At 51.3% G+C, this 23,870-nt stretch carries 28 protein-coding genes; 3 read left to right on the top strand and 25 right to left on the bottom strand.

Going from position 1 to position 23,870, the window contains the following annotated elements; translation table 11 throughout:
* Positions 1-2,280: 2,280 nt before the first annotated feature.
* The 14 genes from KPHS_12850 to KPHS_12720 all read right to left on the bottom strand — a co-directional run bounded on the left by KPHS_12850 (position 2,281) and on the right by KPHS_12720 (position 12,555).
* A complete protein-coding gene (locus KPHS_12850; RefSeq protein YP_005225585.1) occupies positions 2,281-3,123 on the bottom strand; it encodes a hypothetical protein in 843 nt (280 codons plus the stop codon).
* A 3-nt stretch (positions 3,124-3,126) separates the two neighbouring features.
* Positions 3,127-5,052 (bottom strand): transglycosylase, encoded by a 1,926-nt coding sequence (locus KPHS_12840; protein YP_005225584.1) that lies wholly within the window; start codon positions 5,050-5,052, stop codon positions 3,127-3,129.
* Positions 5,033-5,176 carry a hypothetical protein gene (locus KPHS_12830; RefSeq protein ID YP_005225583.1) on the bottom strand — a complete coding sequence of 48 codons (144 nt, stop codon included), beginning with the start codon at positions 5,174-5,176 and terminating at the stop codon, positions 5,033-5,035. Before KPHS_12830 ends, KPHS_12840 begins: the two co-directional genes overlap by 20 nt.
* A 77-nt stretch (positions 5,177-5,253) precedes the next feature.
* Complete coding sequence (locus KPHS_12820; protein ID YP_005225582.1) at positions 5,254-5,730, bottom strand: hypothetical protein; 477 nt, start codon at positions 5,728-5,730, stop codon at positions 5,254-5,256.
* 79 nt (positions 5,731-5,809) lie between these two features.
* On the bottom strand, positions 5,810-6,367 hold the full coding sequence (locus KPHS_12810) for a Rha family transcriptional regulator (protein ID YP_005225581.1): 558 nt from the start codon (positions 6,365-6,367) through the stop codon (positions 5,810-5,812).
* A 180-nt stretch (positions 6,368-6,547) separates the two neighbouring features.
* Complete coding sequence (locus KPHS_12800) at positions 6,548-6,991, bottom strand: hypothetical protein (protein ID YP_005225580.1); 444 nt, start codon at positions 6,989-6,991, stop codon at positions 6,548-6,550.
* Entirely contained in the window at positions 6,991-8,472 is a 1,482-nt protein-coding gene (locus KPHS_12790; RefSeq protein YP_005225579.1) for a DUF3383 domain-containing protein, read from the bottom strand. Before KPHS_12790 ends, KPHS_12800 begins: the two co-directional genes overlap by 1 nt.
* 3 nt (positions 8,473-8,475) lie before the next feature.
* Positions 8,476-9,027, bottom strand: a complete 552-nt coding sequence (locus KPHS_12780) for a hypothetical protein (protein YP_005225578.1) — start codon at positions 9,025-9,027, stop codon at positions 8,476-8,478.
* Positions 9,009-9,242 (bottom strand): hypothetical protein, encoded by a 234-nt coding sequence (locus KPHS_12770; protein YP_005225577.1) that lies wholly within the window; start codon positions 9,240-9,242, stop codon positions 9,009-9,011. Before KPHS_12770 ends, KPHS_12780 begins: the two co-directional genes overlap by 19 nt.
* A 131-nt stretch (positions 9,243-9,373) precedes the next feature.
* On the bottom strand, positions 9,374-9,937 hold the full coding sequence (locus tag KPHS_12760) for a hypothetical protein (protein YP_005225576.1): 564 nt from the start codon (positions 9,935-9,937) through the stop codon (positions 9,374-9,376).
* 445 nt (positions 9,938-10,382) lie between these two features.
* Entirely contained in the window at positions 10,383-10,709 is a 327-nt protein-coding gene (locus tag KPHS_12750) for a hypothetical protein (protein YP_005225575.1), read from the bottom strand.
* A gap of 1 nt (position 10,710) precedes the next feature.
* Positions 10,711-11,748: a DUF2184 domain-containing protein gene (locus tag KPHS_12740; protein ID YP_005225574.1), complete on the bottom strand. Its 1,038-nt coding sequence runs from the start codon at positions 11,746-11,748 to the stop codon at positions 10,711-10,713.
* On the bottom strand, positions 11,748-12,230 hold the full coding sequence (locus KPHS_12730; RefSeq protein ID YP_005225573.1) for a hypothetical protein: 483 nt from the start codon (positions 12,228-12,230) through the stop codon (positions 11,748-11,750). Before KPHS_12730 ends, KPHS_12740 begins: the two co-directional genes overlap by 1 nt.
* A 1-nt stretch (position 12,231) precedes the next feature.
* Positions 12,232-12,555, bottom strand: a complete 324-nt coding sequence (locus KPHS_12720) for a hypothetical protein (protein YP_005225572.1) — start codon at positions 12,553-12,555, stop codon at positions 12,232-12,234.
* Between the two features lie 196 nt (positions 12,556-12,751).
* Here KPHS_12720 and KPHS_12710 point away from each other — a divergent pair, with 196 nt between their 5' ends.
* From KPHS_12710 to KPHS_12690, 3 genes are all read left to right on the top strand, one after another.
* Positions 12,752-13,720, top strand: coding sequence for a transposase InsC for insertion sequence IS903 (locus KPHS_12710; protein YP_005225571.1), 969 nt, complete (start codon positions 12,752-12,754; stop codon positions 13,718-13,720).
* Positions 13,721-13,951: 231 nt separating this feature from the next.
* Positions 13,952-15,214 carry a transposase gene (locus KPHS_12700; protein YP_005225570.1) on the top strand — a complete coding sequence of 421 codons (1,263 nt, stop codon included), beginning with the start codon at positions 13,952-13,954 and terminating at the stop codon, positions 15,212-15,214.
* The gene (locus KPHS_12690; protein ID YP_005225569.1) at positions 15,195-15,317 is read left to right on the top strand and encodes a hypothetical protein; all 123 of its coding nucleotides are present in this window, start codon (positions 15,195-15,197) and stop codon (positions 15,315-15,317) included. Before KPHS_12700 ends, KPHS_12690 begins: the two co-directional genes overlap by 20 nt.
* 76 nt (positions 15,318-15,393) lie before the next feature.
* Here the strand turns inward: KPHS_12690 and KPHS_12680 are convergent, their stop codons facing one another.
* The 11 genes from KPHS_12680 to KPHS_12580 form a co-directional block, all read right to left on the bottom strand.
* Complete coding sequence (locus KPHS_12680) at positions 15,394-16,401, bottom strand: DUF2213 domain-containing protein (RefSeq protein ID YP_005225568.1); 1,008 nt, start codon at positions 16,399-16,401, stop codon at positions 15,394-15,396.
* Positions 16,402-16,563: 162 nt separating this feature from the next.
* Complete coding sequence (locus KPHS_12670; protein ID YP_005225567.1) at positions 16,564-16,719, bottom strand: hypothetical protein; 156 nt, start codon at positions 16,717-16,719, stop codon at positions 16,564-16,566.
* 121 nt (positions 16,720-16,840) lie between these two features.
* Positions 16,841-17,530 carry a putative phage head morphogenesis protein gene (locus tag KPHS_12660; RefSeq protein YP_005225566.1) on the bottom strand — a complete coding sequence of 230 codons (690 nt, stop codon included), beginning with the start codon at positions 17,528-17,530 and terminating at the stop codon, positions 16,841-16,843.
* A 52-nt stretch (positions 17,531-17,582) separates the two neighbouring features.
* Positions 17,583-19,103: a DUF1073 domain-containing protein gene (locus KPHS_12650; RefSeq protein YP_005225565.1), complete on the bottom strand. Its 1,521-nt coding sequence runs from the start codon at positions 19,101-19,103 to the stop codon at positions 17,583-17,585.
* Positions 19,104-20,780: a phage terminase large subunit gene (locus KPHS_12640; protein YP_005225564.1), complete on the bottom strand. Its 1,677-nt coding sequence runs from the start codon at positions 20,778-20,780 to the stop codon at positions 19,104-19,106.
* Between the two features lies 1 nt (position 20,781).
* Positions 20,782-21,159: a DUF2280 domain-containing protein gene (locus KPHS_12630; protein YP_005225563.1), complete on the bottom strand. Its 378-nt coding sequence runs from the start codon at positions 21,157-21,159 to the stop codon at positions 20,782-20,784.
* Positions 21,160-21,297: 138 nt separating this feature from the next.
* Positions 21,298-21,933 (bottom strand): hypothetical protein, encoded by a 636-nt coding sequence (locus KPHS_12620; RefSeq protein ID YP_005225562.1) that lies wholly within the window; start codon positions 21,931-21,933, stop codon positions 21,298-21,300.
* A gap of 121 nt (positions 21,934-22,054) precedes the next feature.
* Positions 22,055-22,177 carry a hypothetical protein gene (locus KPHS_12610; protein YP_005225561.1) on the bottom strand — a complete coding sequence of 41 codons (123 nt, stop codon included), beginning with the start codon at positions 22,175-22,177 and terminating at the stop codon, positions 22,055-22,057.
* 214 nt (positions 22,178-22,391) lie between these two features.
* On the bottom strand, positions 22,392-22,781 hold the full coding sequence (locus tag KPHS_12600) for a DUF2570 domain-containing protein (RefSeq protein YP_005225560.1): 390 nt from the start codon (positions 22,779-22,781) through the stop codon (positions 22,392-22,394).
* Positions 22,778-23,308, bottom strand: a complete 531-nt coding sequence (locus tag KPHS_12590) for a lysozyme (protein YP_005225559.1) — start codon at positions 23,306-23,308, stop codon at positions 22,778-22,780. Before KPHS_12590 ends, KPHS_12600 begins: the two co-directional genes overlap by 4 nt.
* Positions 23,309-23,310: 2 nt before the next feature.
* On the bottom strand, positions 23,311-23,559 hold the full coding sequence (locus tag KPHS_12580; protein YP_005225558.1) for a class II holin family protein: 249 nt from the start codon (positions 23,557-23,559) through the stop codon (positions 23,311-23,313).
* Positions 23,560-23,870 lie beyond the last annotated feature (311 nt).

Below are 23,870 nucleotides of genomic sequence, written 5' to 3'. Positions count from 1 at the left end.
ACCAAGGCGTTGCGATGTATGCGGCATAGGGTTTAAGCGGAACTACTACACCTGGAAGATCGACGGCAAAAATCAACACCTTTGTCCGAACTGCAATAGCAAAATGAAAAAAAGAAAAAGCGACATCAGCTTTAAAGACAGATTCGGCTAAGAAGAAGCCCACACAATGGTGGGCTTTCATTATTTAATGCCAGCAACCTTACCTTCTAGCCTTTTGCACGCCTGATCATCAAGCATGCTTTGATACGGGCCAATGTTATTGCAAGCATCAACAAGAGTTTTGACCGCATATCTAGCATAACTACCACCATCCTCCCGCATCAGCCTGCCACTCCTGGCAGAGAGGTCATTTGCTCCCTCATCATATGCTTCTGACAAAGCAAGTTGAGAGGCTTTCTCTTTTATAGCTAATCTAATCTCAATATCATTGTTTAGATCTTTATTTTTATTGAAAAAATCATCAAGCGTCTCTGCATATGAAAGAGTGGTGGTTATTAGCAGAATTGAGAATAGCAAGGAATGTTTAATCATCATCACGGCTCCAGAGGATCGGTTCGGCTTCCTCCTGATACTACTCCACCATGAGTATGACCATCAACGATGGAACCGTCGACAAGCTCAAGCTGTCCGTTCGGATGGACTTTCAGGCCGTTTATGTTAACCACTCCAGGGCTCTGTATGTTTATGCCGCTGCCTGTAAACTCAGCAAACTCCGTGGGTTCATCGTTCAAACTGGCTATAGCCGTGATGTAAACAGCATCCGAGTAAGAGTGGCGCCGCTGAGTTGGTGGAGGGCCTCCGCCTTTAGTTTTTTTCACATTTGTGATGTCTTTATCACAGGCAATCACCAAGCCAATATCACCTACTCTGGGCGTCATTTTTACCGAACTATTTCCAGCCTGGTACTGAATGAATGGAACATTGTAAACATCCTGGTTTTCAATTGATCCGCCAGAAGCGTTTGTTCCAGTAACCAGAGGAAAAACGGTAAGGGTCTTCCCATTCACTTTTTTGACTAAAACGATATCGGCAAATACGCAGCCCTTTATGGCTCCGGCTATAAGCGAAAGAACAGCGTTCCCCTGGCACGACATGTCACTAGGCTTTTGCTTGGTAAGCATTTCATACTCCAAATACAAATCCCGGATAAGCTACAACGAACGTTTCCCACAGACCACCGGGGACCCTGCATGACAAGTAATGAGTGGTTCCATACTGGACTATCCAATCCCCGCTTGCATGAGGGAGAGAGGTTTCCAGTTTTATTTTTCGAGCCAGCTTTATTGATGGTGAATAAATGCAGCGAAAATTTATACCAATATCATAAAAAATAGGGTAGCCAATTAATCCATTCTCTGGGGATATAAATGGAACTACAGAGTCAATAGGGCTTTTCCCTGTGTAGATTGTAACCGTCCCAAAGTCTATATCTGCGATGATATTATGGTCGGCCGCAATTTTCTGAATTTGCTCAATAGCATTTCCCTCATAATAGGGGTTGCTATGCACCGATTTAACATCAACGTTTACGAACTTCAAATCCACCTTAGAGGCCAGTGCTTTTATCATATCAGAGACAGAAGCTTCACCTTCAATTGAAGTTGGCTCGCATACGACAAGCTTTTCCTTTCCAATAGCTGAGGCCGTTATTTCAATCGGAGCATCAGGCATCTGATTCAGATTTACCCTGGCAGATATTATCGTGCCCATAAACACGCAAACATCTCCAGTAAAAACCCGTATGGCGTTTTGCTGCTCACCGAAGAATTTCTCGGAGTTGGTGGTCAATTTAGCCATGTTATCAAGGGATAAGCCCCATAGGCTAAGCTCCATCATCGTCCCGGTAGCCCCCCCATAAGCCGAAACAGAAAGCTCGCACTTGAAATTTTCGGCTATGAGCGTGTTACCTTTTTTACCGTCAAAGGTGCCATTGGCCAGAGTAAACTCAACCGTTATCTCTCTTTCCTTGTAACTCATCGGCCCACCTCATCACTCGTCGCATAGTAAAGTTTGAAGCGTGTTCCTATTTCGTCATAAACCGGATTCGAATCCCCTTTTGTGTCTACAAAAATGAGATCGCCATTAAATCCAAGATACTTATATCTGACAAGGTATATACAGTTAAGGCAGAGAACACCCTGCATAATTGCAGTGTCATCAACGTACAGGTCTATGTAGAATCCAGTTGAGCGCTGATGAAGCTTTATTGCGCAGTTCTGGCCACCAAGCGTGACATAGACCTTTTGAGATAGTGACGGTGATAAGCTAATTTCCTGCATGTCACATCACCTTATTTTTAAGAAAATCAGCCACCGTGCTTTTGATCTGTTTTGCGACCGCTGTTGATGAGTTATCCCATACTTGAGATACCGATTTGGCCGCAGAATTGACACCTGAAACTATGGCACTCCCGGTAAGATCAAGGGCGCTTGATAGCGATGTATTCCCGCTTGTCCACGCGTTTTTTGCGTCAGTAAGCGTTACTTCTTTAGTTGAAGCAGTGATTACCTCTGTTTTTGCAGCGCCCTTATTGTTTGTTTTGTCGTTATCTGTCGGAACCTTACCGGAAACCCCGTTAGCGATAATTACTTCACCGCTATCCATTATCTCTTCGAAGGTGCAGTTCGCCATCAACAACGTCTGCCCGCGATACGAACCCACAAAGTAATCGAAGTGGGTAAGATCGTAGCTGTAATACACCGTGTCAGGCGTCTCGATGTTGTAGGTGCTGGCCGTGTTTTTCATCTCATCCAGCTTCTGAATGAAATTACTTCGGCTAAGAAGAGATAAGTTTGTCAGGTTTGGAAGCGCACCTGTATATGCAGTCCATCCCTCAAGTGCCAGGATCACCCTTAATTCCGATGGCTGCCGGACCTTGTTGTACGAAGTATACTGCCCATTTTCAACCGGCCCCTTCGTCACGTTAGCATCACCGTAGCGATCAACGCTAACCCAGCCGGAAGGAGCGAAAACCTCCTGCCCGGCTGCAGCCGTCAAAAGCGACTTGTCAACGGTGTTATAGGTGATCCGGTAGGTTGGCGACAGGGCGCTGTTAAGGACGGATAACAGGCTTCCTCCCTGAATGGCGGATAGCACTGTCGAGACATTCAGAGAAAACGACATGAGTTATTGTCCTGAGTAGCCAGCCATTAGCATGACGCGGTTGTCGCCGTGCTTTTTGATGTCGCTGGTAAGCTGTTCCACGTTCTGGGCCTGAGTGGTGATTTTGGTGCCATAAAAGTTATAAACACCGCCAGCCTGACCCGGCATCGCGCGGTCTACGGCCATCCCGGCGCCGGGGCGCATTCCGGCCATGACTTTGGGGACGTAATTGCGAGTTTCCGACGGCAGGTTATCCATGCCTTTCTTCTGGACGTTTCCGAGCCCCCAGTTATAGGAGGCAAGAGTTTTTTCCAGATCGCCACCAGTAGCATCCAGCAGATAGCGCAGGTATCTTGCAGCGGCATCAGCTGACTTATGGGGGTCATAAACGTCCATCCCCTTCAAACCCAAGTCTCTGGCAGTTCCATCCATAAACTGGAATGGGCCTTTCGCCCCTTTGGGGGATACTGCGAACGGGTCCCCACCTGATTCAGTAGCAGCTACCGAAGACAGCAGTCCGGCCGGAAGTCCATATTTACCTTCCAGCGCCCCGAATTCGCCAGCCATTGCCTGAAGAAATGCCTTTCCTTTGGTGCCAAGGCGAGCGGCCTGCGCGTTAAGCGGGACATTTGGCTGGTAGCCGCCAACAATATTTGGCTGCATGGATGCTGCCCCAGCCGGAGAAATTAATGCATTCACAGCCTGTGAAAGAAGATTTTTAGTTGATTCCCAGAATGAGCGCTCATCCTGATCTTTCTTTCTTTGCTCCGGTGATAGAGCTTGTATATTTTGCTGATTGTTATACCAACCACCTGCAGACCAGCGCTGTTTTATTGATTCCCAAAGAGAATCAGTATGGTCTGCTTTGGTTGCGGCATTGGATATGTTCTGATAAGCCCCTACACCCACAGCACTGGCAGCGACAAACCACGCAGGTGGTGTGAGGGCGAACAATCCAGTAAAAGCCTTTGTGATTCCCATCACCCATGTCGCAACCTTTAAGCCGATGAGTAGCTTGATCGCGTTTTCCCAACCACCAACAGATCTCGCAGCGTTATCTGCCACCTTAGCTCCGCTCTCAATGGCGCCAAAGAAGGACTCGACCTTTTGTCTCATCTCATCTGGATGAGATTTCATCCAGTTTGATAACTGAAGAAGAACGCCATTAAACTCACGCACATACGGAATAAGGAACGTGTAAAACTGGTTTTTAGTGGTTTCGAGGTTCTGGTTGAGCACCACCCATGCTTCTGTAAACTCTTTCGCCCCCTTAACAGAGGCGTCAGTTATTCCAGAGCTTTTTGTTAAGCGGTCAACATCCGGAAGAAATCTACCCTCCTGGTTTCGCTGAATGGTCGCATCATCGAACCCACCCATAGCACCAATCTGGCGCCGAATGTTTGGGTCTTTGACTTTCCTGAGTGACTCCAGATAAGACCTTGCGAGTGACTTGGCATCCTTTGAATAGACGTCAAAAGTATCGCCAGTTAACGCCGTAAGCATTCGCATGCCGCTAAAGATCGGGCTGCTGGTATCCCCAAATAGAGAGCCTTGCTTTGCAGCCTGAAAACCCTGCAAGGCGGCCGTTATCCTCTCAAAAGAGCTTCCGGCTGATTCTGCAGCCTTTCCGAAACCATCTAGTTCCCTGGCTGTCATGCCAAGAGCCTTTGACTGAATGGAAAGGTCCATCAGGCTAGACGTGGTATTTTTAACAAGGCTCATCAGGCCGCCGGCAGTGACGGTAACGCCAGTCAGTGCCAGCAATTCCGTCTTTATGCTGCTGAAGAACGAAGCGGCTTTCTTGCCCTGCTCCGCCATTTCCTTGGCAGTTTTTTTCGCATCCTCACGCTGCTTCTTGAGGTCGTCGCTAACGTCTTTCTGCCCCTTACGGAAGTCAGACGTATCAAGGCCCAGCGTAATCAGGAGGGCGTCAATTACCGTTGCTGCCATGATCACTCTCCGCTATGGCTCTGTTGGTGTTATCCACGGTCATTATTTCAATCAGCCACCACATATCCTGGACGCTGTATAAGGTGTCCAGTTCGTGGAGTGTCGCCATTTTCCCGGAGATCACCGCGGCGATGGTGCGCGGTACATTCGCATACTGTATAAAGCCGCGATCTGAATCTTCAGGAACGGATAAGGGGATTTCTAACTTGCGGTGGCTGCTACAAAAGCGATATGGAGTTTGAAGGCTTCGATTTTCAGGCGCGACCAGGTGCTAATTTCTTCGATCTGCCCTTCGTCAACAAGCGCTGTCTCGATACCGTTACCCCCGAGGAATTTCACGCAGCCAAGCAACTCATCAAGCAGAGGCTTAGACTGTGCGAACGGAACTTTAGCCAGTGAAGTGATACCCCACTGAGCGAGTCCGGCCATACCGCTGGCCATCACGCTTTCGTACAGCTCGCGAGCTTCTGCGTTATCCTCGGCTGGGGCCGGCGCCACCGCAGCACCGATGGCCATCATCATATTGTCGGGAACGGTAACGCCGGCGCCAATCACGGCACACGCCAGACGGATCGCCCACTCTTCGGCCTTTCTCGCCGGCATTTCGGTGATTTTGAACTGCTTACCCTTGTCACGGTTATCTGCTTCAACCGTGAATACGATGCTTTTACGAGCCATTTTTGTTTCCTGAATGAGTGATCTGGCAATAAAAAAGCCCACCGTAGTGGGCCATTCAAAAACCACGAATTTGTGGTTTTCATGATTCGGTAAGCGCACCAGGAAAACCGGGCAATGCCAACTGGCCTTGCTTGTCCAGTTGCTCAATGCGTGAAAGTAGCTGGGGCTTCTTCTCTTTCCCCCACCGGCGTAACAGGCGACCAGACATACTGGCAACATCCTTCTCTTTCAGGAACTCCAGCATGACGGCGTTACGCTCTTCTTCAAACTGGCGCCGCCCAACCTGAAGCATCGCGTACATCCAGTTGAAGGCGTTGATGTAGGCGATCTTGATACGCATCGCCTCTTTTTTGGTGTAGGACATAACCAGAAGCATCAATCCATCTTTACGGAGCCGATAGAACTTCTGCGGCTTACCGTTCTGCAACTCATTGTTTTTATAGCAAAGCTCAAAATTGAGTTTTGTATCGAACTCCGGCGGGCAGGACTCGATAGTTCGCTCAATGTCGCGAATTACGTTTTTAGGCAACTTTCCAAATGCCTTCGCCACCATAAACGAGTCAGTTACCGGGTCGTTGTCAGCAACAAAAATGAGGTCACGGAAATCAAGTCCGTTAACAACTGTTGGGTATGACATTGCGGTATTTCCTTTAGAAAGATGAGCCTGTTCGCACAGAAATGCCGCCCCGAGAAGGTCCGCACCTATACGGCATTTCTCAGGCTCAGCTTTCTGAAAGACTCGGGAGTTAAATGCGCTGCGACGCGCAGGAGGTTTATTTCTGATATAAAAAAGCCCGGACTTGGCCGGGCTGATTGTTTACGCTGAATAGCCTGCCGGGGTGACAGTTTCCCACTGGATAAGCCCAGTTACCGGCTGAAGCACACGGCCGGCAGATGGCATACGGCGCGCGCGCTGCAGGATGCCGTTGGTCATGATGTACTTTTTACCCAGCGATGGCAGGATCACTGTACCATTGACACGCAGCACAGACCGCGTGGTCATCTGCGTGGTTTGCCAGTTGTCGATGTACTTAATCGACGGTGAGGATGCAGCCAGATGGAATGTCCACGGCAGATCACCATAAACAAAACCGCCCAGCAGTTTACCGTCAGCAGTACGCTGGTACTCTGCCATATCGGTATCACCCATTTCGAAGATGTTTTGCGCTTCGAACTGCTCCAGGTTAAACCCTGACGGGTAGAGCTCAGCGATTACCAGCTCAATGATGGCGTCTGCCGACGTAATATTTTGACCGGCCATTACTGCACCTCCGTGCTGTTAACGGTGATACCCTGGATGATCCCGCCGTCGGTGTACCAGAAGTAAACCGTTGGCTTGGTACGCGCGGCGCGCATTGCCGGGGTGAACGGGCCGATGTAGATGTAATACCCTTCAGCCAGAAGCGAATCCGTAACATCGACGCCAGCGATGGCGTTAATCTGGTCGATCTGCGACTGGTCAAGATCGGTGCCCGCCGTCATGCCACCCCACGCCCTGAATTGCTCAACGGTCGGCTTCATGCACGACTCAATGCGAGCTTTTCCGGCTGTTGCGTACGGCAGATTGCTCGCCTGCTGGAACAGCGCAACAAGAGCCGCCTGAAGCTGAGCATTTACCCATACCTGACCAGCCCATGCGTCAAGCCAGGCGTAATCACCGGTAATAGAGCCGGGCGCCCACTGGTTGGTTTCGACTGCATTCGAGGCATAGTTGCCGTAGAAGTTATAACCGTTGGCCTTGGCCGCCTCGTAATCAGTATCGTTACTGATCATCGGCAGCAGGCCGGACACCTGACGACCATTCAGCGAACAGCGCCCATTGGCCTGCGTGAAGTTCAGCGCGGCCACAAACCCCATCGCGTTTGCTGCGTGGTTCGGGTAACCATACACCGGGCAGGTATCGTTATAGGCGTAGGTGTTGATGATGTCATACACCAGTGCATTCGAGCTTCCCGCCACGATTGCCGTTCCTGATGCGTCCCATGGGACATAGGCAAAGCGGTGGTTCTGACTGTTTGTCCAGAGCGCAAACGCATTAGCCTGGTCTTTGGTGACAGCGAACGTCGTGGAGAATGTTACCCAGTCCTGCTCTTTGGCCAGAATGGCAGTAAAGATATCGTCAACCACTGCCGGCGCCGCCCCCTGAGAGATCACCGCGCCGGTCGCTTCGGTCAGTTTAAGGCCTGTGGCCAGCGTACCTTCATCGGCAAAGGTAATGGTGCTATCCACGCCTGTGGTGGCAGAGGCGATGATGAATTTCTTCAGAACGCTATCCCAGGTCACTACAACCGAGGAGCCAATGCCGGTTTCAATCAGCTCTGCCGCGTTATCAAAACTGGTCGCGCCGCTGAGGTTGATAGCCGCAGAAGTCTCCTCCGTGCCGTCAACGGTCAGAGTCAGCGTACCCGAAAGCAACTTGAGCTGTGCCAGCGTGGTCGCGGCGTGCGACCCGGAACGAAGGAATGCCGCCACTGCTGCGGTATTGAATCGGCTAAAATACAGCTTGCCAGGCATCTGCGTTTTACCGGTGAATGCGGCGAAATACAGCACCGCGGCGGTGTACTCAATCGACGCGCTGCCGAAGTACGCCTTTACCTCATCCGCACTGGAAAATGAGGGTACTGCACCAACCGGCGCGTATGCGCTGTCGGTCAGGAACAGGCCATTGAGATCAATAGCTGTCCCTGTCGCCTTCAGTACGCCGGGAAGCATCTGGGCGATTTTTGATAGCGAAATTGCCATTTATTATTTCTCCGGAGGAAATCTCACGTCGACCGGCTGCGATATCACATCTGCGCCTGTCATAAACTGCTGAGGAACGCTGACGACAATCAGCGGGTTTGCGTGGAATTCAAGCGTCCAGCGGGATTCCCACTGTTTCTCGCCGTTGATCATCGAGGTTTGCCGCGGGGGGCCGGAATAAAGCGGTACCAGGACATTCGCGTTTTCCCTGAACCAGGTGCATGCGAATTCGGAACGGGCAATACGCGAAAAGATGCTGGCATTGTTTTGCGCCTGATCTCCGTAGAAATCGAGCTGACATTGCCATTCATCAACGCGGCGAAGTTCTGCCCGCCAGTAATCGCTAACGCCGTCATACTCGTAATTGACAGCACTGGTTGAGAGGTCAGTCAGAAAAAGCGGAGTCATGGTAATGAAACCGCCTTTCGGCATGGGGGTCTGATTTTGCTGAGTCTGCGTGATCTCTGCATCCGGGAAGAGGACAGAAAGGAAATCGCCAGTCGCCTTAAACAGATCGCTTTCAGTGACCTGCAGGCCTACGTCAATTGTTGACATGCGATAACCCTCGTCCAGTCCGGCCAGATTTCAGGAACATCCACAACCAGCCATGTTTCATCGCCGATAACGAACTTATCGCCGCCCTGCTGCCGATCCCTGTTAATCCCGCACCAGTTGCCATCCGTCCAGATACTGACCAGCACACCCTGGATATTCATGTTATCCATGTGCCTGATATCAGCCTGACTCAGCGCCTGCTTTTGCACCATCATCGTTACCGGCGGCGCGAAGCCAGGAGAAGTCGAGTAATCCGGGTTTTTGATTGGTCCGATCGAGCGGTAAATCTGCGCCTCGACGCGAGGATTAACCGCGCTAATGGCGCTTCGCACTATGGAATGAAGATTCACTCTTTCACCTCGTAGTCGACCGAGTTCAGCATGTGGGCCGAGTCGATTAATGGGTCATTAAACCCTTTTTTGTCGACCGTGCTTTTTGCGTTCGGCGGCTCAGAAAAGGCGATGATTGACGACTGAATCTGCCCTTTGATCCGCTCACCCATCAGCGCCAGGCTTTTGCTGGCGTCAAAATCGTTTGCCTTCATGAGCTTCCCGAGCTCTCCTCCCCACTCAGGACCATGTTCAGAAATGGTCTTCCTGAAGTACGGTCGGGATGGGATCGTAACGATATGCTCGGGTATCATTACTGACTGCGCGAAATTGGCCTTTGATGGCTTTGCGAAGCGCGAAACACCGTCACGGCGAACGTAAAAGTTCAAATCCCGGGTATGCGCCGGGATTTTTACAGTGCCACCAAATTCGTTGGTGGCTGCCACAAGTGCTACCGGCGTCCCGTCTGGGTACTTAGCCCCCTCAAGGAACCCCACCTTCAAATCATCGCCAGAGGACAGCCCCTTTGCGATCGACTGCAGGTGCTCCATCAGCTTATCGCCGCCTGACATTCCATCCATAGCTACCTCGGGATGAAAGAGCGGCGGTTATAATGGCCAGGGTACATCGAAGGAGAGGACCCAGGGACATATCGCACAGTGCGATAAGGGGCCGTAGCTTGCCAGTAAGCTGCACCGTATGGCGTCTGTAGATACCACCACGATGACGCGCTGGAAGGCCCCGCATCAGTCGAAACCGATACAGACCCCTCCGATGCGCTTGCGACCCGACCTACCAGACCAGAAGCCTTCTCGCCGTTTACGCCTGAATTCAAAGCCGCGATGTGAGCAACCAGCATATTCAAGAAGACGGCGCGGACATCAACATCCGCAACCAGGCTGCGGTCCGTGTTATCAAGGTAAATCGTTGCCTCCGTGAAGTACGCATTAAGCAGCGTTTCACTTACGGCATCGAACTCCGGATAACGCTCACGAAATGCGGCAACATCAAAGACAACGATCGCCATTATTTTTTGTCCGCCTTCTCAACGCCCGGGGCCGGGTTGTTCTGATCCAGACCTTCCAGACCGGTTTTCTCCGAAGCGTTTTCATTCGCTTTCGCCTGGGCGCTGCTGGTTTTCGCCTGGGCAAACACCAGCTCTTTGCGAACATAGGGCTGATCAGCATGTACGGCCAGCCACGCCTCAAAGGCTTCCTTGTCCACGTTTTCGGTCAGGCCGTAGCCGCCGAAAACGAGAGAGGAGTTGGAGCCGTTAAGCTCCACTTTGTACCCGCCCTGCTCCAGGATCAGGCCGTTCGGCAGTTTGCATCCTACAGTTACTGTTTCGGCCATGTTACACCCCGATCATGCTGGCAATGCCCAGCGGTTGACGAATGATTGCACCCCAGGTGCCACCGGATTTTTTCTGCCGCCAGGAAGACTCTTCCACCACGACAGCGTGTGCGCGCATCTTCTCCGTGAATGCTGCGTAAGCGGTGTCCTGCTCACCCAGCCGCTCAACGATCAGCTGCACAAGCTCACCTGCGTCGGTGCTGTATTCAACAGCGGTTTCGATACGCAGGTTCGGGAAGTTTTTCTTCAGCTGATCGGTGACGTTCACGTTGTACTGGTTCGTCTTGGTCAGGTTGACTTCCATTTCCGGCGACATGCCGAGCACCATGCGATCGGTACGCTCTACGAGGCCTTTGGTCTGAGAAACCAGCTGCTTATAGAGGCGACCGGAAATGTCGTCATATACAGCCTGCCCGTCTTTCGTTGCCCAGGTAACGCTACCGCCGGAACCAGTCGCCGCCGGAGTAACCGGAGCGCTCAGAGACGGATCGTTGAGCAGACCGTAGTTTTCCAGCCCGGCGATGCCGTAGAAGTAGGACTTGTTCTGGAACTTGTTCAGCACAAGTGCAGAGGCCACATTAAGCTCGGCGGCATAGCCGATACGCCCGGCGCCGTACATGTCCAGCTCGCGCTCACCCCATCGAGTGTGAGTCTGATAATGGAATGACTGGCGCGGTACCCAGTTAACGTTGGCTGACGTCATGCCGTTGTTGTTGAAGTCGCCGTAAGCGCTGGTTTCACCAGTCGACTCGACGATCGGGAACTGCGAGGTCAGCGTCGTCCAGTCGCCTTTTTTCACTTCACCGATAATCTCTGCGGCTTTCATCGGCGTTACGAGAACGCGGATAAGTTCCGGATCGACGTAGTTAGTGAAGTAGGCCGGGATACCGGCGTTATTCGCTGTGACCATTTGCGGCTGGGCATCCATCGCCAGCGCGAAATTCTCCGCAAACTCCGGCTTCAGGTAGTCCTTTGCGCCGGGCAGCACAATGCCATATTTCCCGCTGGCTGCGGCGTAGTGTCGCTGAAATTCGTTCATTACTTGCTCCAGGTGCTGATTTTGACCAGCTCGCCAGCGTCACAATCGCTTGCGGCATAGAATGCGGTCTCGATAAAACCGGCCACGGTTGCGCCGGCTGCGGCTACTTGCACCTCACCGGTGGTCAGGGATGCAAAAACCTTCTGCCCGCGGGTGGCAGCGGTTGACGTTTTGGCCCAGAAGTCACCGGCTACCATCAGGGTGATTTCGCGGCCGGGCTGGATAAGCATGGATGCCTGGCCGAGCCAGATGGTGATCGACGCCTGCCCATCACGATGGACAAAGCCAGACGGAACACCGCTACCGGCATTGGAAGCCACACCGTCAACAGCCCAGGCGAAGCGGCCGACAGTCAGGCCGTCCTCACCAGCAACCAGAGCGCCCTCGCCAGCCTGATAGGTCGCGTGAGGGTTGGTGCCAGCAAAGGCCCCTTCGACGCCGGGGGCCGGATACTGGTTAATTCGTGTCTGAAAACCTGCCATGTTAACCTCGTTTCAGTTTGCCAGCGGTCGGGAATGCTTTTTCGAACTCACTGACGGAAGCGGAATCCTGCGCAATGACAGGGCGTGAATTTTCTTTCTGGCTGATCGCCATTTTGACCATCGCCGGATAAGCGGACGGGTGAACGCCGGAGATATCCACACCGCTTTGCTCAAGCGCGGTGCGATAGACATCTTCGGCTGAGTCCATGGCAACGACGTCGCCGATCAGCGGACGGACGACCAGCTCTGCTTCACGGATTTTCCGGAAGTTTTCCGCAGCCTTTTTAGTTGCGCTGTCGGCTGCCAGACGAATCGCAGAGTCCATCGCCGTTTTGGAGACTTTGTCGTCTTCTTCATCGTCTTCATCTTCGGCGGTTTTCTTCTTGTCCTTGTCTTCGTCGTCGTCCTCATCGTCCGCCGTTTTTTTCTTGTCCTTCTCGTCGTCGTCTTCGTCGTCGGCGGGTTTATTCCTAGATTCTACGTCAGTACGGTTTTGTTGAATAAATCGAACTTTTGCTGAGTTGAAGGATCAGATCACGTATCTTCCCGACAACGCAGACCGTTCCGTGGCAAAGCAAAAGTTCAAAATCACCAACTGGCCCACCTACAATAAAGCCCTCATCAACCGTGGCTCCATAACTTTCTGGCTGGATGATGAAGCTATTCAGGCCTGGTATGAGTCAGCAACACCTTCTTCACGAGGCAGACCTCAGCGCTATTCTGACCTTGCCATCACGACTGTGCTGGTCATTAAACGCGTATTCAGGCTGACCCTGCGCGCTGCGCAGGGCTTTATTGATTCCATTTTTTCTCTGATGAACGTTCCGCTACGCTGCCCGGATTACAGCTGTGTCAGCAGGCGGGCAAAGTCGGTTAATATCAGTTTCAAAACGCCCACCCGGGGTGAAATCGCACACCTGGTAATTGATTCCACCGGGCTGAAGGTCTTCGGTGAAGGCGAGTGGAAAGTCAAAAAGCATGGCCAGGAACGCCGTCGTATATGGCGTAAGCTGCATCTGGCAGTTGACAGTAAAACACATGAAATCATCTGCGCTGACCTGTCGCTGAACAACGTTACGGACTCAGAGGCCTTCCCCGGGTTAATCCGGCAAACCCACCGGAAAATCAGGTCAGCCGCCGCCGATGGAGCTTACGATACCCGGCTCTGTCACGATGAACTGCGGCGTAAGAAAATCAGCGCGCTTATCCCGCCCCGAAAAGGTGCGGGTTACTGGCCCGGTGAATATGCAGACCGTAACCGTGCAGTGGCTAATCAGCGAATGACCGGGAGTAATGCGCGGTGGAAATGGACAACAGATTACAACCGTCGCTCGATAGCGGAAACGGCGATGTACCGGGTAAAACAGCTGTTCGGGGGTTCACTGACGCTGCGTGACTACGATGGTCAGGTTGCGGAGGCTATGGCCCTGGTACGAGCGCTGAACAAAATGACGAAAGCAGGTATGCCTGAAAGCGTGCGTATTGCCTGAAAACACAACCCGCTACGGGGGAGACTTACCCGAAATCTGATTTATTCAACAAAGCCCGTCAGTACTTCAAAAAGCATAATCAAAGCCTTGATAAATATGCATTCCTTCGAAATTCAGCTTTCACCCATTGGGTGAAAGAAAAGTGCTCAAAAATATGTTAAATTATCAGCTTTTATGACTCGATATATGGTAAAATAATAGTAAGAAAAGTAGTAAAAAGGGGTTCTAATTATGATTAATAAAATTGATTTCAAAGCTAAGAATCTAACATCAAATGCAGGTCTTTTTCTGCTCCTTGAGAATGCAAAAAGCAATGGGATTTTTGATTTTATTGAAAATGACCTCGTATTTGATAATGACTCAACAAATAAAATCAAGATGAATCATATAAAGACCATGCTCTGCGGTCACTTCATTGGCATTGATAAGTTAGAACGTCTAAAGCTACTTCAAAATGATCCCCTCGTCAACGAGTTTGATATTTCCGTAAAAGAACCTGAAACAGTGTCACGGTTTCTAGGAAACTTCAACTTCAAGACAACCCAAATGTTTAGAGACATTAATTTTAAAGTCTTTAAAAAACTGCTCACTAAAAGTAAATTGACATCCATTACGATTGATATTGATAGTAGTGTAATTAACGTAGAAGGTCATCAAGAAGGTGCGTCAAAAGGATATAATCCTAAGAAACTGGGAAACCGATGCTACAATATCCAATTTGCATTTTGCGACGAATTAAAAGCATATGTTACCGGATTTGTAAGAAGTGGCAATACTTACACTGCAAACGGTGCTGCGGAAATGATCAAAGAAATTGTTGCTAACATCAAATCAGACGATTTAGAAATTTTATTTCGAATGGATAGTGGCTACTTTGATGAAAAAATTATCGAAACGATAGAATCTCTTGGATGCAAATATTTAATTAAAGCCAAAAGTTATTCTACACTCACCTCACAAGCAACGAATTCATCAATTGTATTCGTTAAAGGAGAAGAAGGTAGAGAAACTACAGAACTGTATACAAAATTAGTTAAATGGGAAAAAGACAGAAGATTTGTCGTATCTCGCGTACTGAAACCAGAAAAAGAAAGAGCACAATTATCACTTTTAGAAGGTTCCGAATACGACTACTTTTTCTTTGTAACAAATACTACCTTGCTTTCTGAAAAAGTAGTTATATACTATGAAAAGCGTGGTAATGCTGAAAACTATATCAAAGAAGCCAAATACGACATGGCGGTGGGTCATCTCTTGCTAAAGTCATTTTGGGCGAATGAAGCCGTGTTTCAAATGATGATGCTTTCATATAACCTATTTTTGTTGTTCAAGTTTGATTCCTTGGACTCTTCAGAATACAGACAGCAAATAAAGACCTTTCGTTTGAAGTATGTATTTCTTGCAGCAAAAATAATCAAAACCGCAAGATATGTAATCATGAAGTTGTCGGAAAACTATCCGTACAAGGGAGTGTATGAAAAATGTCTGGTATAATAAGAATATCATCAATAAAATTGAGTGTTGCTCTGTGGATAACTTGCAGAGTTTATTAAGTATCATTGCAGCAAAGATGAAATCAATGATTTATCAAAAATGATTGAAAGGTGGTTGTAAATAATGTTACAATGTGTGAGAAGCAGTCTAAATTCTTCGTGAAATAGTGATTTTTGAAGCTAATAAAAAACACACGTGGAATTTAGGTTATTTTCTTTTTCGTCTTCCTTTTCGGCTTCATCAAGAGCCAGAAGAGCTTTGCGGACTTCTGCCTCCAGATCTGCATCCTGCGCCAGAAGTGGCTTAAGGGTGGCGCGGATCGCCGCTACCTTATGTTTACGCATGTGATTAAGCTCCGGTGGTAATGAATCTGCGACCAGTACATCTGGCCCTGCGCGGCCGTCAGGGACCAGCGCTTCGTGGTTTCCGAAAATGTCACGCATAACGCCGTCATAAGGCTCGCCGTCAGGGGTAACACCCGGGGTCATGTCTGCGACGTACTTGTACGATGCAGATAGCTCTCGCTGCTCTCCGCTCTCAATTCCAGCAATCGCGCTGTTATCCCAGATCGACATACCAACCGTGAGATACGTGCCGTCAAACTCCGCATTGGAGTGCGTCACGCCAACACGAAATTCATTTGGCGGGTCATTGGGAAAATCGGGGATGTGCTTGCTGAGCACGGGGATGTTATTGAAGGTTTTGGCTGCTTTCCGGAGCTCGTCCGGGTGGCGCCAAAGCCGGTAAAGCTTGTTTGGTTCGAGCCCAAGCTCTTCGCTTCCTGGTATCTCTCGTCCGTAGTAGGCGTTGACGTTTGCCTTGCTGATATTCGTTCGTGAAATCTGAAGGCGGCCATTTGCGTCGATAGTGCGCACAGAGGCGCGGTCAAATGCCAGGCTTTCCGTAATCCCGTCCATTGCGGGTCTCTTTTCCTCGCTTATGTATCTGACCTTTATTGTCACCGGCTGCCCCGGTGATTTTGGGGGATGCACTCCAATCACTTCCATTTTTGCATTGCGTGGAAGTAATGTTTCATCTTCATGCTTGTTGCTGGAAAGACCAGTAACATCTAGCCCCTTGTCACCTTTATTTGTTTCTATTTGGAGCATTACACCGCCGATGCTGAACATACCGGCGATCTTTTTTTCTTTAGATGTGGAAAGAAAAGCAGGGTCTGAAACAACCATTCCTTTTTTAATATCTCCGCCTGGGAACAGTTTTTTTTGCGTCCTCCCTGCTCATTCCTCGGTAAAGCGTTCCACCTTCTAAACTTCCCTTGCCAATGGCGGAGTCAATGCGTGCCACATCAGGGTCTTCATCTTTACCTTTACGAAGATCTGAGTTTATTTTTAAGAAATTGTCACCTGAGTAACTGGAAATGGCTGACTTTTCATTGGCTGATAGTTTTTCCCCGGCTGATTTCTTTTCATTTTTATTACTATTAATCTTCCCTTCAGCGCCAGCAACAACATCTCCATTTTCATCAATTTTGACGTGGGAACCATTTATGGTTATCCACTTATCCTCATCCTCGGCTAGCGAGTAGGATTCGAGTTCGTCCATAGACTTCCCCGCTTATGGCAATAAAAAAAGGCCGCCTTAGCGACCTTGATTGATTTTGATTATTTACGATAGGCCTGGTATTACTGGTGACCAGGTGCAACGGCAATTGATTTCCTCTCCAGGCATCACCCATTTACCATCCAGATACATTCCCTTGCTTAGCTCAAACACCTTTCCATCAGCTTTAACGTGGGATGGTCGCGGCTCTTTGCCAGCATGGGAGTGCTTCCATATTCCCTGGGTAATTCCGAGCGCCTGCTGTCGCGCAGACTGAACGACTGAGGTAGCCTTGTTGTTCTGATCTCGGGCAATGAACGCCGCACGCCGCCGGGTAATCCCGTATCGCTTCTGGAGTTCATCGGTGAGATAGGACAGGTCGCGCCCACGCGCTACCGACCGCATAACCAGCCCTTCCACCTCGGTGAAATACTTCTCGGGGATGGATCGGATAAGGCCGACATTCTCGGCGATGGTCGCCTGAAGAGCGTTATTCATCTGCGAGGTCATCTTGAACTCGACAGTAAACCCCGCATCTTTGAAGGCTGTGGCCAGTGACGCATCCGCGTTTTTCATGGCGTCGTTAGCGAACCTGTCGGCCAGCTTTTGCGCCATGTCATCAAACCGCCGCGTCCAGCGCTTAGCCAGTTTCTGCATGGCATTACGCATCATCACTGCAGGTGATGCATCCATGGCGACAGCCGCGCCGCTGGCGCGATAGTTTGCAGACAGCCAGTAGACAACAGATGCCTGCATTTCCTGCACCTGCTTATCAAGCTGTCGGCGGTACCATGCTTCGACGCCAGCGTTAGGATGAACCGCCCTTATCGTCAGGGTCTGTTTCTTCCTCTTCGTCGTAGTCGTCTTCGATTTCGAGGTCATCATTCAGGTCCAGAGAGTGATAGGGCGAGTCCGGGTCACCGGCGATTTTTTCGCGGACTTCGTTGCCAGAGAGCACGCTGGCGGCCACATAGACAGCGTCCGTGTCAGCGTCTACTTTGCGAATTTCCGCCCGCTCTTTAGCGCTCATTTCGTACAGCGGCTCAAAGTCGAAGGTTATGCCGTCGTCAATGTCCCCGAACTCAGAGAGCTGAATGATGTCCATCACACGCTTCAGGTTGTCTTTAAAAACAGACTGCTGCAGAGCGTGAATGTAGTCGTAGAAAACGCGGATTTCGCCGTCAGACGTTGCGTTAAGGCCATTTGGAGTGATGCCCAGCAGCTTGACGAGCGGGATGCTCGAAACCGCAGACATGTGCTCCTGCGACTGTGCCTGCAGGGCATCAAGACCGTTAAGCGGGGCGTTAACGAACTCAACTGTTTCTGGCTGGGTAGGGTTGTTGTCTTTTGCGAATGCGCCACGGTTATCACGGCATCGGTTGAAGACATCAAGCCTTGCCAGAAGGCCATCTGCCGCCCCACCCTGCAGAATCGTGCTCATATTTGTTCCGATTACCGGAACTGAGAACGAGTGGATCATGTCGCTGACGCTGTCGCGGGTGCGAAGCCAGTTATTGACGTAAGGCTCGGAAATCTGTGAAAGAGACAGGCCGCGGAAGTTATACGATGCTTTCAGCAGATCAGGGACCTGCCGCGAGACGAAATCAATCATCCGGCTTGCATGTACGGTCCGACCCATGACAAACCACTGCGTCGGCTTGTAGAAATCCGGGCTCAGCGGGTTGTCTGAGTTATAAATCCCCGGATAGGTCCAGATAGGCTCGATGACCCTGAACCCCTGCAGGCTGCCTTTCGTGATCTTCTTGTCGCTCATGAAGAGCTTCGATTGCAACTCGTTGTCGTCCATCCATGCGGAGATGCCCCGTGGAGAACGAACGTCGATGTAAATCTGGCCGCCGCCGAAGTAGCCGTCATGCTCTGCGGCTTCTTTAAAGCGCTCGCGCACCTTAAACCGCTTCATGGCCTCTTCGAGCTGTTTTACCCGATCCGCCTTGTCTTCATCGCCGACAGTTTTGAGCTTTATCCATTTGCGGGTCATTTCCTCCGCGATGGTGCCGACCATCTTGCGATATTCAGGCTTCTGCGCCAGCGTGGCCAGGTACGGGTAGCCGGGAAAGCTATCAAAGTCGCCGTAGCCGTAACCGCCATATGCAGCATTGAGATCATCGTAAGGCGTGGAGTCCATTGCCAGAATGGCGCTTTTGATAGCCTCGGGGATCACCCCTTTCGGCGGCTCGTAGCGCTGAAACTCTCTTTTCGGTAATGCGCGGACTTCGGCAACTGCCTCCGGCCTGATCCCGACCTTCGGCGCTTCTGGTTCTTTTGCCGGCTCAGGCGCGGCGACTTCTTTCTTTTTAAACCACCACACTTAAATTCTCCTGAGTTGATTCGGGTCGATAACCATCGGCTGCGGGCCGGAAATCAGGTTGTCGTCGATTGCGTCCATCCAGGTATCGAGGATGTCGTCGTTGTCGTGACTGTCATCAGCGGAGAAAGCAGCGCATTCCGTCATCGCCGTCAGAACCCACTCCGTTGAGCCTGCGATCGTGCCGTCCTCGTAGAAGATGCAGGAAAGCTTCTGTCCGTCGTCGGTGTGCGTGGCGGGGACAAACACTTTCCCGGTTTTGATTTGGGGGATGACGTTAAGGCAGCGAACGAGCTTGTTCTGCCCGGTGCCGCGTGGGATTTCCCTCACCGGGATGGCGAGTTGCCCTGGGGTCTGGCTACGTTTTTTCAGCGTGGTGATGAGGCCCTGTCCGGCTTGCTTCTCTTCAATGGCCATATGACGCAGCGGCATAACCCGCATGGAGCCAGACAGGCGCCACTTTTCCCAAACCTCTTCCGCTTTCTTCAGAAGGTCTTCCGGGTCCCACCGGCCGCGAACGACGTCGATGATGTACAGATTCCCGTCCACGCCCATGCCAGCCAGCGTAAACACGGTGTAATCCAGCCAGTCCTCTACCTTCCCGCTGTTCGTATCGACGTACACGGCGCGGTGCGTTAGCTTCGGCAGGGTGGTGTACGTTCTGAACCAGCTGGTGTCGATAATCCCGCCAGTCAGCGCCATCGGGTTTTGCTGGTATTGCGACAGGAAGGTGTAGCGGTCCTTTTCCCACAGCTGCAGGAGGTCGTTAACGTCTTCCATCTGCGGCCAGTATGACCAGTAGCGAACGCCACCAACGACCACAGAATCGGTATCTTTGACCGTTTCCCAGCAAAGCGAACGCCATGGCTCATCGAGCGACTGGATGTACTTCTCGTCGATCATGGCCGGTATGGCGACATGGTGAAACGGTACGCCCATTCCGCCGGCAAGCATGAAGCCTGTTGCATCGTCGGTGTGCAGGCGCTGCTGAATGCTCACAAACGGAGTCGGGTGCTCTTTCGACTTATCGCCGCGGCGTGAGCGAATGGTGTTTACCAGTAGCGTATTCGCGCTTTTGCGTCGGGACTCGCTGAGCATGTCAACCGGCTTGTTGTAGTCGTCCAGCATCACCATGCCGGAAAACTCTGGTCCGTAGTAGCCACCACGACCACCGGTGATCTGCCCGTTGCTTGAGCGCGATACCGTCTGCCCTATAGAGCGCCCTCTCTCGTCCTTTATCTCCCACTCTTCTGCCTGGTTGACACCAAACGAGCAGGGCCAGAACTCCTGATATTCACGGCTGGCGATAATGTCGCGGGTGCGCCGGCTGTTACGCTTTACCAGCGTGTCAGCAAAAGAGATATTCAGGTTGCGAAAGCGTTTAAGCCGCTTCTCCTGCACCAGGGCGTTGACATACGCCGGGAAGTGGATGGAGAAGAACTCTGTTTTTGTACCGCCGGGCGGGATGTTGATAATCAGGTTTCGCGGGACAAGGCGCCCGGCAAGCAGATCATCAATTTTCGAAGCCATCAGGCGGTGATGCCAGTTAACCAGCAGCCGATCACCCTGAATCAGCTCGAACCATATCCGGGTGAAGTTCAGGAATGACTTCGTGGACTTTGAACGGATGATCACGCGCTCCGGGAATGACAGGTCATCCCATTCGATAATTCCGCTCATATCAGTCCAGCCCTTCTAACCTTCCCTCCAGCTTCTGCTGGGCCTTCGCATAGTCTTCAGCGGTGTATGTCACCTGATTAAGTGGGCCGCCATCTTTACCGGTCAGCTCGACCTTTTGCTTGTTGCTGTAGGCATCGCCAACCTCTTTTGCAGCCTGCTCCAGTAACTGAGCTGTCATGCCGAGGTTTTTCATACCCTCGGCAGTCGTCGACATTCGCTGCAGGACGCGCAGGCGGTAGGCTTTGTTGGCGATCGGGATGTCGGAGATTTCGTTGAGGAAGCGGTCTCGGGTGCGGTTGAAAAGGTCGACCCATTTTTGAGCCAAACCTTTCCCTGCCGCCTTTGTCGGGTCATGCGATGCCACCTGCTGGCGCGTCACCTGAACCTTGAATTCTTTTTGTACGGACTCGACGATTTGGGACGGCGTATCAAAGCAAGCGAGCTCTTGAACGATAAAGGCTCTCACTTCTGGTTTTAGTGCAGCCATAACCCACCGTCCGTATAAAGCAGTATAAAATCACGCCAGTTTCAGCATGCACGTCCCGCACGCCCTGGCTACATCGATATGAGCAACCTCCGCCGGCCTGTTAGCCGCATCCACCATTTCCTGCACGTCTTTGCTGGCACCGTAACGCCGGACCACTCCTACGAACTCCTCGACGTCATGGCCGCGAAGTTTGAGCACCGGCATACCGGTCTCTTTGTTGAACTTCGGCGCGCCATAGTCATCGGTAGCTTGGGCGATGTGGTAAAGCTCATGCTCTACCAGTGCGCAGAACTCCAGATCGTTGCATTGCTCGCAGTAGTCAGCAGCCAGGGTGATGATGAACTTAGGTATACGACCGAACCATTCATGCATCTGCTGCTCCATGCGGGACTTCTGCCAGCCGCCGGCACGCATCATTACCTGCTCACACTGACCCAGCACAATGCGCCCGCTTTTGGCGAATGAGCCAGAGGCCCACATAAACGCGACATCAGCATCGACCAGGTGCGCATGGTCAGGGTTATGGATTCGGCCGTCTTCAGAGAGGATGTTCTGATTTACCCACTCGCCGATTTCTGCAGCAGGGATCAGCCGGGTATACGGCAGCCAGTTTTCGCCAGTGAAGTTGACGGGAGGGTATGGTCTGCGATTGTCATTTTCAGTCATGCAGAACAATCCTCTGGAAACCAAACATACTTGCTCGGTAATTTCGACATCAAGGCATCAACAAACTTATATAAAACTCTGTCAATGGCGCTTTTCAGACACCATTTGCAGAACTTTATAATTACGCCTGTTTGCCAATTACAGGGGCAATCCGGATACACTTCTTAGTGAGCCAGCCCCAGCGCAAAAGCACCGAAAGGATGAGCAGCGGCTTCATGTATGGGCGAAGCGTAATTTCCGCCATTAGGATTCCAGTGGTGCGCATATGGCTTACCTCGTTGTGACATTATCGAGCCACCTCTTGAAGTGGCTCTATAATGCCCTACTGACGTTTTGATTCTGCCTGCCTGATGTCAGCCTTATCCCGGTTGCACTGCCCAAGCGCTGATAGGAGACTGACGTTTAAATCCAGGCTCTGGCCCCACGTCAGGTTGTCAGGGATTTCCGGTTGCGGAGTGTCAGCCGTCAGGCTGGCCGGTAACGGGACCACCGGCACCTTGACGTAGACCGTTCGCGAATTGTTGCAGCCGCTTAACTGCGCCAGCAGGCACAGGGCGATTAGTGCAATCATCATTCGCAACAGCAACCCGGATATCAGCCGAGGCTCCCGATGCGTCCAGTGCGATCTGCTCTTTTGCATTTTTGTTAGCCTCAACGATGGTGTTGAAGATGGTCATGGTGGTCAGAACGTTGGATGTGATCGCCTGCGCTGCGTTTACCTGCTGCTCGGCGCCATCGGCACGGGTTTTCTGCTCAGCAGCAGCGTTGTGGTAATGCATTGCCAGCCAACCAAGGCAAACAACCAGGCAGATCATAATGGCGCTGATAATGGCTGCTAATCGGCTCATTCATCTATCCCCCAACATGCCAGCGCGCTTTCCTGATCACGGCGAGAGACCTGGCCGTAACAATTGTTGGAACGCACGCGGCAATCTTTTCCGCCATCAAAAATCCACCGGCGAATTTCAGCGCAGGCGCCTTTCCGGTCACCGGCATTCAGCTTGCGGTAGAAGGTGGAAGGAAAGCATTTGCCGGGCCCGATGTTATAGGGGCAGAAACTGGCAATCCCGACCTTCTGAGGAGGTGTTAGATGAACCCGCACATTCTGATCAACCCATGCCAGCGCCTTATTGCGCTCGACGGCATTTACCTCGTCGCATTTAACCTGGGTTAACTTCATTCCCTGCGTTACTGGCCTTCCATCTACCCTGGTGGCTCCACGGCATATCGTCCAGATACCTGCACCATCGCGGTATGACGTGAGACTATTGCCCTCTTTCTCATTCAGAAACTGATCCATGAGAACGGGAGCTGATGCGCCAGCAGCGATAAGCGCCAGCATGGCCGCACTGAGTTTCGTTTTCAGGTTAGCCATCGCTATTCATCCTGCGGTGGCGGGCCACCATAACCACGATCGAGGGACTGCTGATACATCTTCGTCCAGCGGCGCTTAAAGTAGAGATTGGTCAGGTAAGTCGCTACACCGATTATCACGCCACTGGCAAGGGCAATAAAATTCCAGTCAAGGCCATGAAACCAGTCATAGGTCCTTGCCAGCCCTGTGCATATAAGGCCGCCTGACGTGCAGTACGAGGCCGCCGAAAAGATTTTGTCAGGCATTTTCATAGTCTCCACCTCCGATAATGTTCGGGGTGCTATCTGTAGTCAGTAAAAGGCCCAGCCCCTGCGGGCTGATTTATCAACAAAGCACGTCAGGGATGATTCCCGAGGGTCTAGGCATACTCAATAAAAAGCCCGCTCAAGGCGGGAAGAAATACCAAGGGTAAAAGCGACGGCGCGGTAGCCGTAATGGTCCCAAGGTAGAGGGATTGGGTTGTGGTGGCCGGCGCTGATCTCCGGCTTGCAAATGGACTACCCGTCGTAGCCATGGTGAGCCATTACCTCACCATCTAGCTGATAAGTTATCGCATCAGCCT

Origin of the sequence: Klebsiella pneumoniae subsp. pneumoniae HS11286 (assembly GCF_000240185.1) — a bacterium.
In the GTDB taxonomy this organism is placed as follows: Bacteria; Pseudomonadota; Gammaproteobacteria; order Enterobacterales; family Enterobacteriaceae; genus Klebsiella; species Klebsiella pneumoniae.
The sequence above is the reverse complement of the archived record's forward strand: the minus strand, read 5'-3'. Positions and strand labels throughout refer to the sequence as shown.

Bases quoted from the DNA above. Each gene is read 5' to 3' on its own strand.
- KPHS_12850 (YP_005225585.1), bottom strand. From the start codon at position 3,123: ATGTCGTTTTCTCTGAATGTCTCGACAGTGCTATCCGCCATTCAGGGA.
- KPHS_12840 (YP_005225584.1), bottom strand. From the start codon at position 5,052: ATGGCAGCAACGGTAATTGACGCCCTCCTGATTACGCTGGGCCTTGAT.
- KPHS_12820 (YP_005225582.1), bottom strand. From the start codon at position 5,730: ATGGCTCGTAAAAGCATCGTATTCACGGTTGAAGCAGATAACCGTGAC.
- KPHS_12810 (YP_005225581.1), bottom strand. From the start codon at position 6,367: ATGTCATACCCAACAGTTGTTAACGGACTTGATTTCCGTGACCTCATT.
- KPHS_12800 (YP_005225580.1), bottom strand. From the start codon at position 6,991: ATGGCCGGTCAAAATATTACGTCGGCAGACGCCATCATTGAGCTGGTA.
- KPHS_12790 (YP_005225579.1), bottom strand. From the start codon at position 8,472: ATGGCAATTTCGCTATCAAAAATCGCCCAGATGCTTCCCGGCGTACTG.
- KPHS_12780 (YP_005225578.1), bottom strand. From the start codon at position 9,027: ATGTCAACAATTGACGTAGGCCTGCAGGTCACTGAAAGCGATCTGTTT.
- KPHS_12770 (YP_005225577.1), bottom strand. From the start codon at position 9,242: ATGATGGTGCAAAAGCAGGCGCTGAGTCAGGCTGATATCAGGCACATG.
- KPHS_12760 (YP_005225576.1), bottom strand. From the start codon at position 9,937: ATGGATGGAATGTCAGGCGGCGATAAGCTGATGGAGCACCTGCAGTCG.
- KPHS_12750 (YP_005225575.1), bottom strand. From the start codon at position 10,709: ATGGCCGAAACAGTAACTGTAGGATGCAAACTGCCGAACGGCCTGATC.
- KPHS_12740 (YP_005225574.1), bottom strand. From the start codon at position 11,748: ATGAACGAATTTCAGCGACACTACGCCGCAGCCAGCGGGAAATATGGC.
- KPHS_12730 (YP_005225573.1), bottom strand. From the start codon at position 12,230: ATGGCAGGTTTTCAGACACGAATTAACCAGTATCCGGCCCCCGGCGTC.
- KPHS_12720 (YP_005225572.1), bottom strand. From the start codon at position 12,555: ATGGACTCTGCGATTCGTCTGGCAGCCGACAGCGCAACTAAAAAGGCT.
- KPHS_12700 (YP_005225570.1), top strand. From the start codon at position 13,952: ATGATTAATAAAATTGATTTCAAAGCTAAGAATCTAACATCAAATGCA.
- KPHS_12690 (YP_005225569.1), top strand. From the start codon at position 15,195: ATGAAAAATGTCTGGTATAATAAGAATATCATCAATAAAATTGAGTGT.
- KPHS_12680 (YP_005225568.1), bottom strand. From the start codon at position 16,401: ATGGTTGTTTCAGACCCTGCTTTTCTTTCCACATCTAAAGAAAAAAAG.
- KPHS_12670 (YP_005225567.1), bottom strand. From the start codon at position 16,719: ATGGTTCCCACGTCAAAATTGATGAAAATGGAGATGTTGTTGCTGGCG.
- KPHS_12660 (YP_005225566.1), bottom strand. From the start codon at position 17,530: ATGCAGGCATCTGTTGTCTACTGGCTGTCTGCAAACTATCGCGCCAGC.
- KPHS_12640 (YP_005225564.1), bottom strand. From the start codon at position 20,780: ATGAGCGGAATTATCGAATGGGATGACCTGTCATTCCCGGAGCGCGTG.
- KPHS_12620 (YP_005225562.1), bottom strand. From the start codon at position 21,933: ATGACTGAAAATGACAATCGCAGACCATACCCTCCCGTCAACTTCACT.
- KPHS_12610 (YP_005225561.1), bottom strand. From the start codon at position 22,177: ATGGCGGAAATTACGCTTCGCCCATACATGAAGCCGCTGCTCATCCTT.
- KPHS_12600 (YP_005225560.1), bottom strand. From the start codon at position 22,781: ATGAGCCGATTAGCAGCCATTATCAGCGCCATTATGATCTGCCTGGTT.
- KPHS_12590 (YP_005225559.1), bottom strand. From the start codon at position 23,308: ATGGCTAACCTGAAAACGAAACTCAGTGCGGCCATGCTGGCGCTTATC.
- KPHS_12580 (YP_005225558.1), bottom strand. From the start codon at position 23,559: ATGAAAATGCCTGACAAAATCTTTTCGGCGGCCTCGTACTGCACGTCA.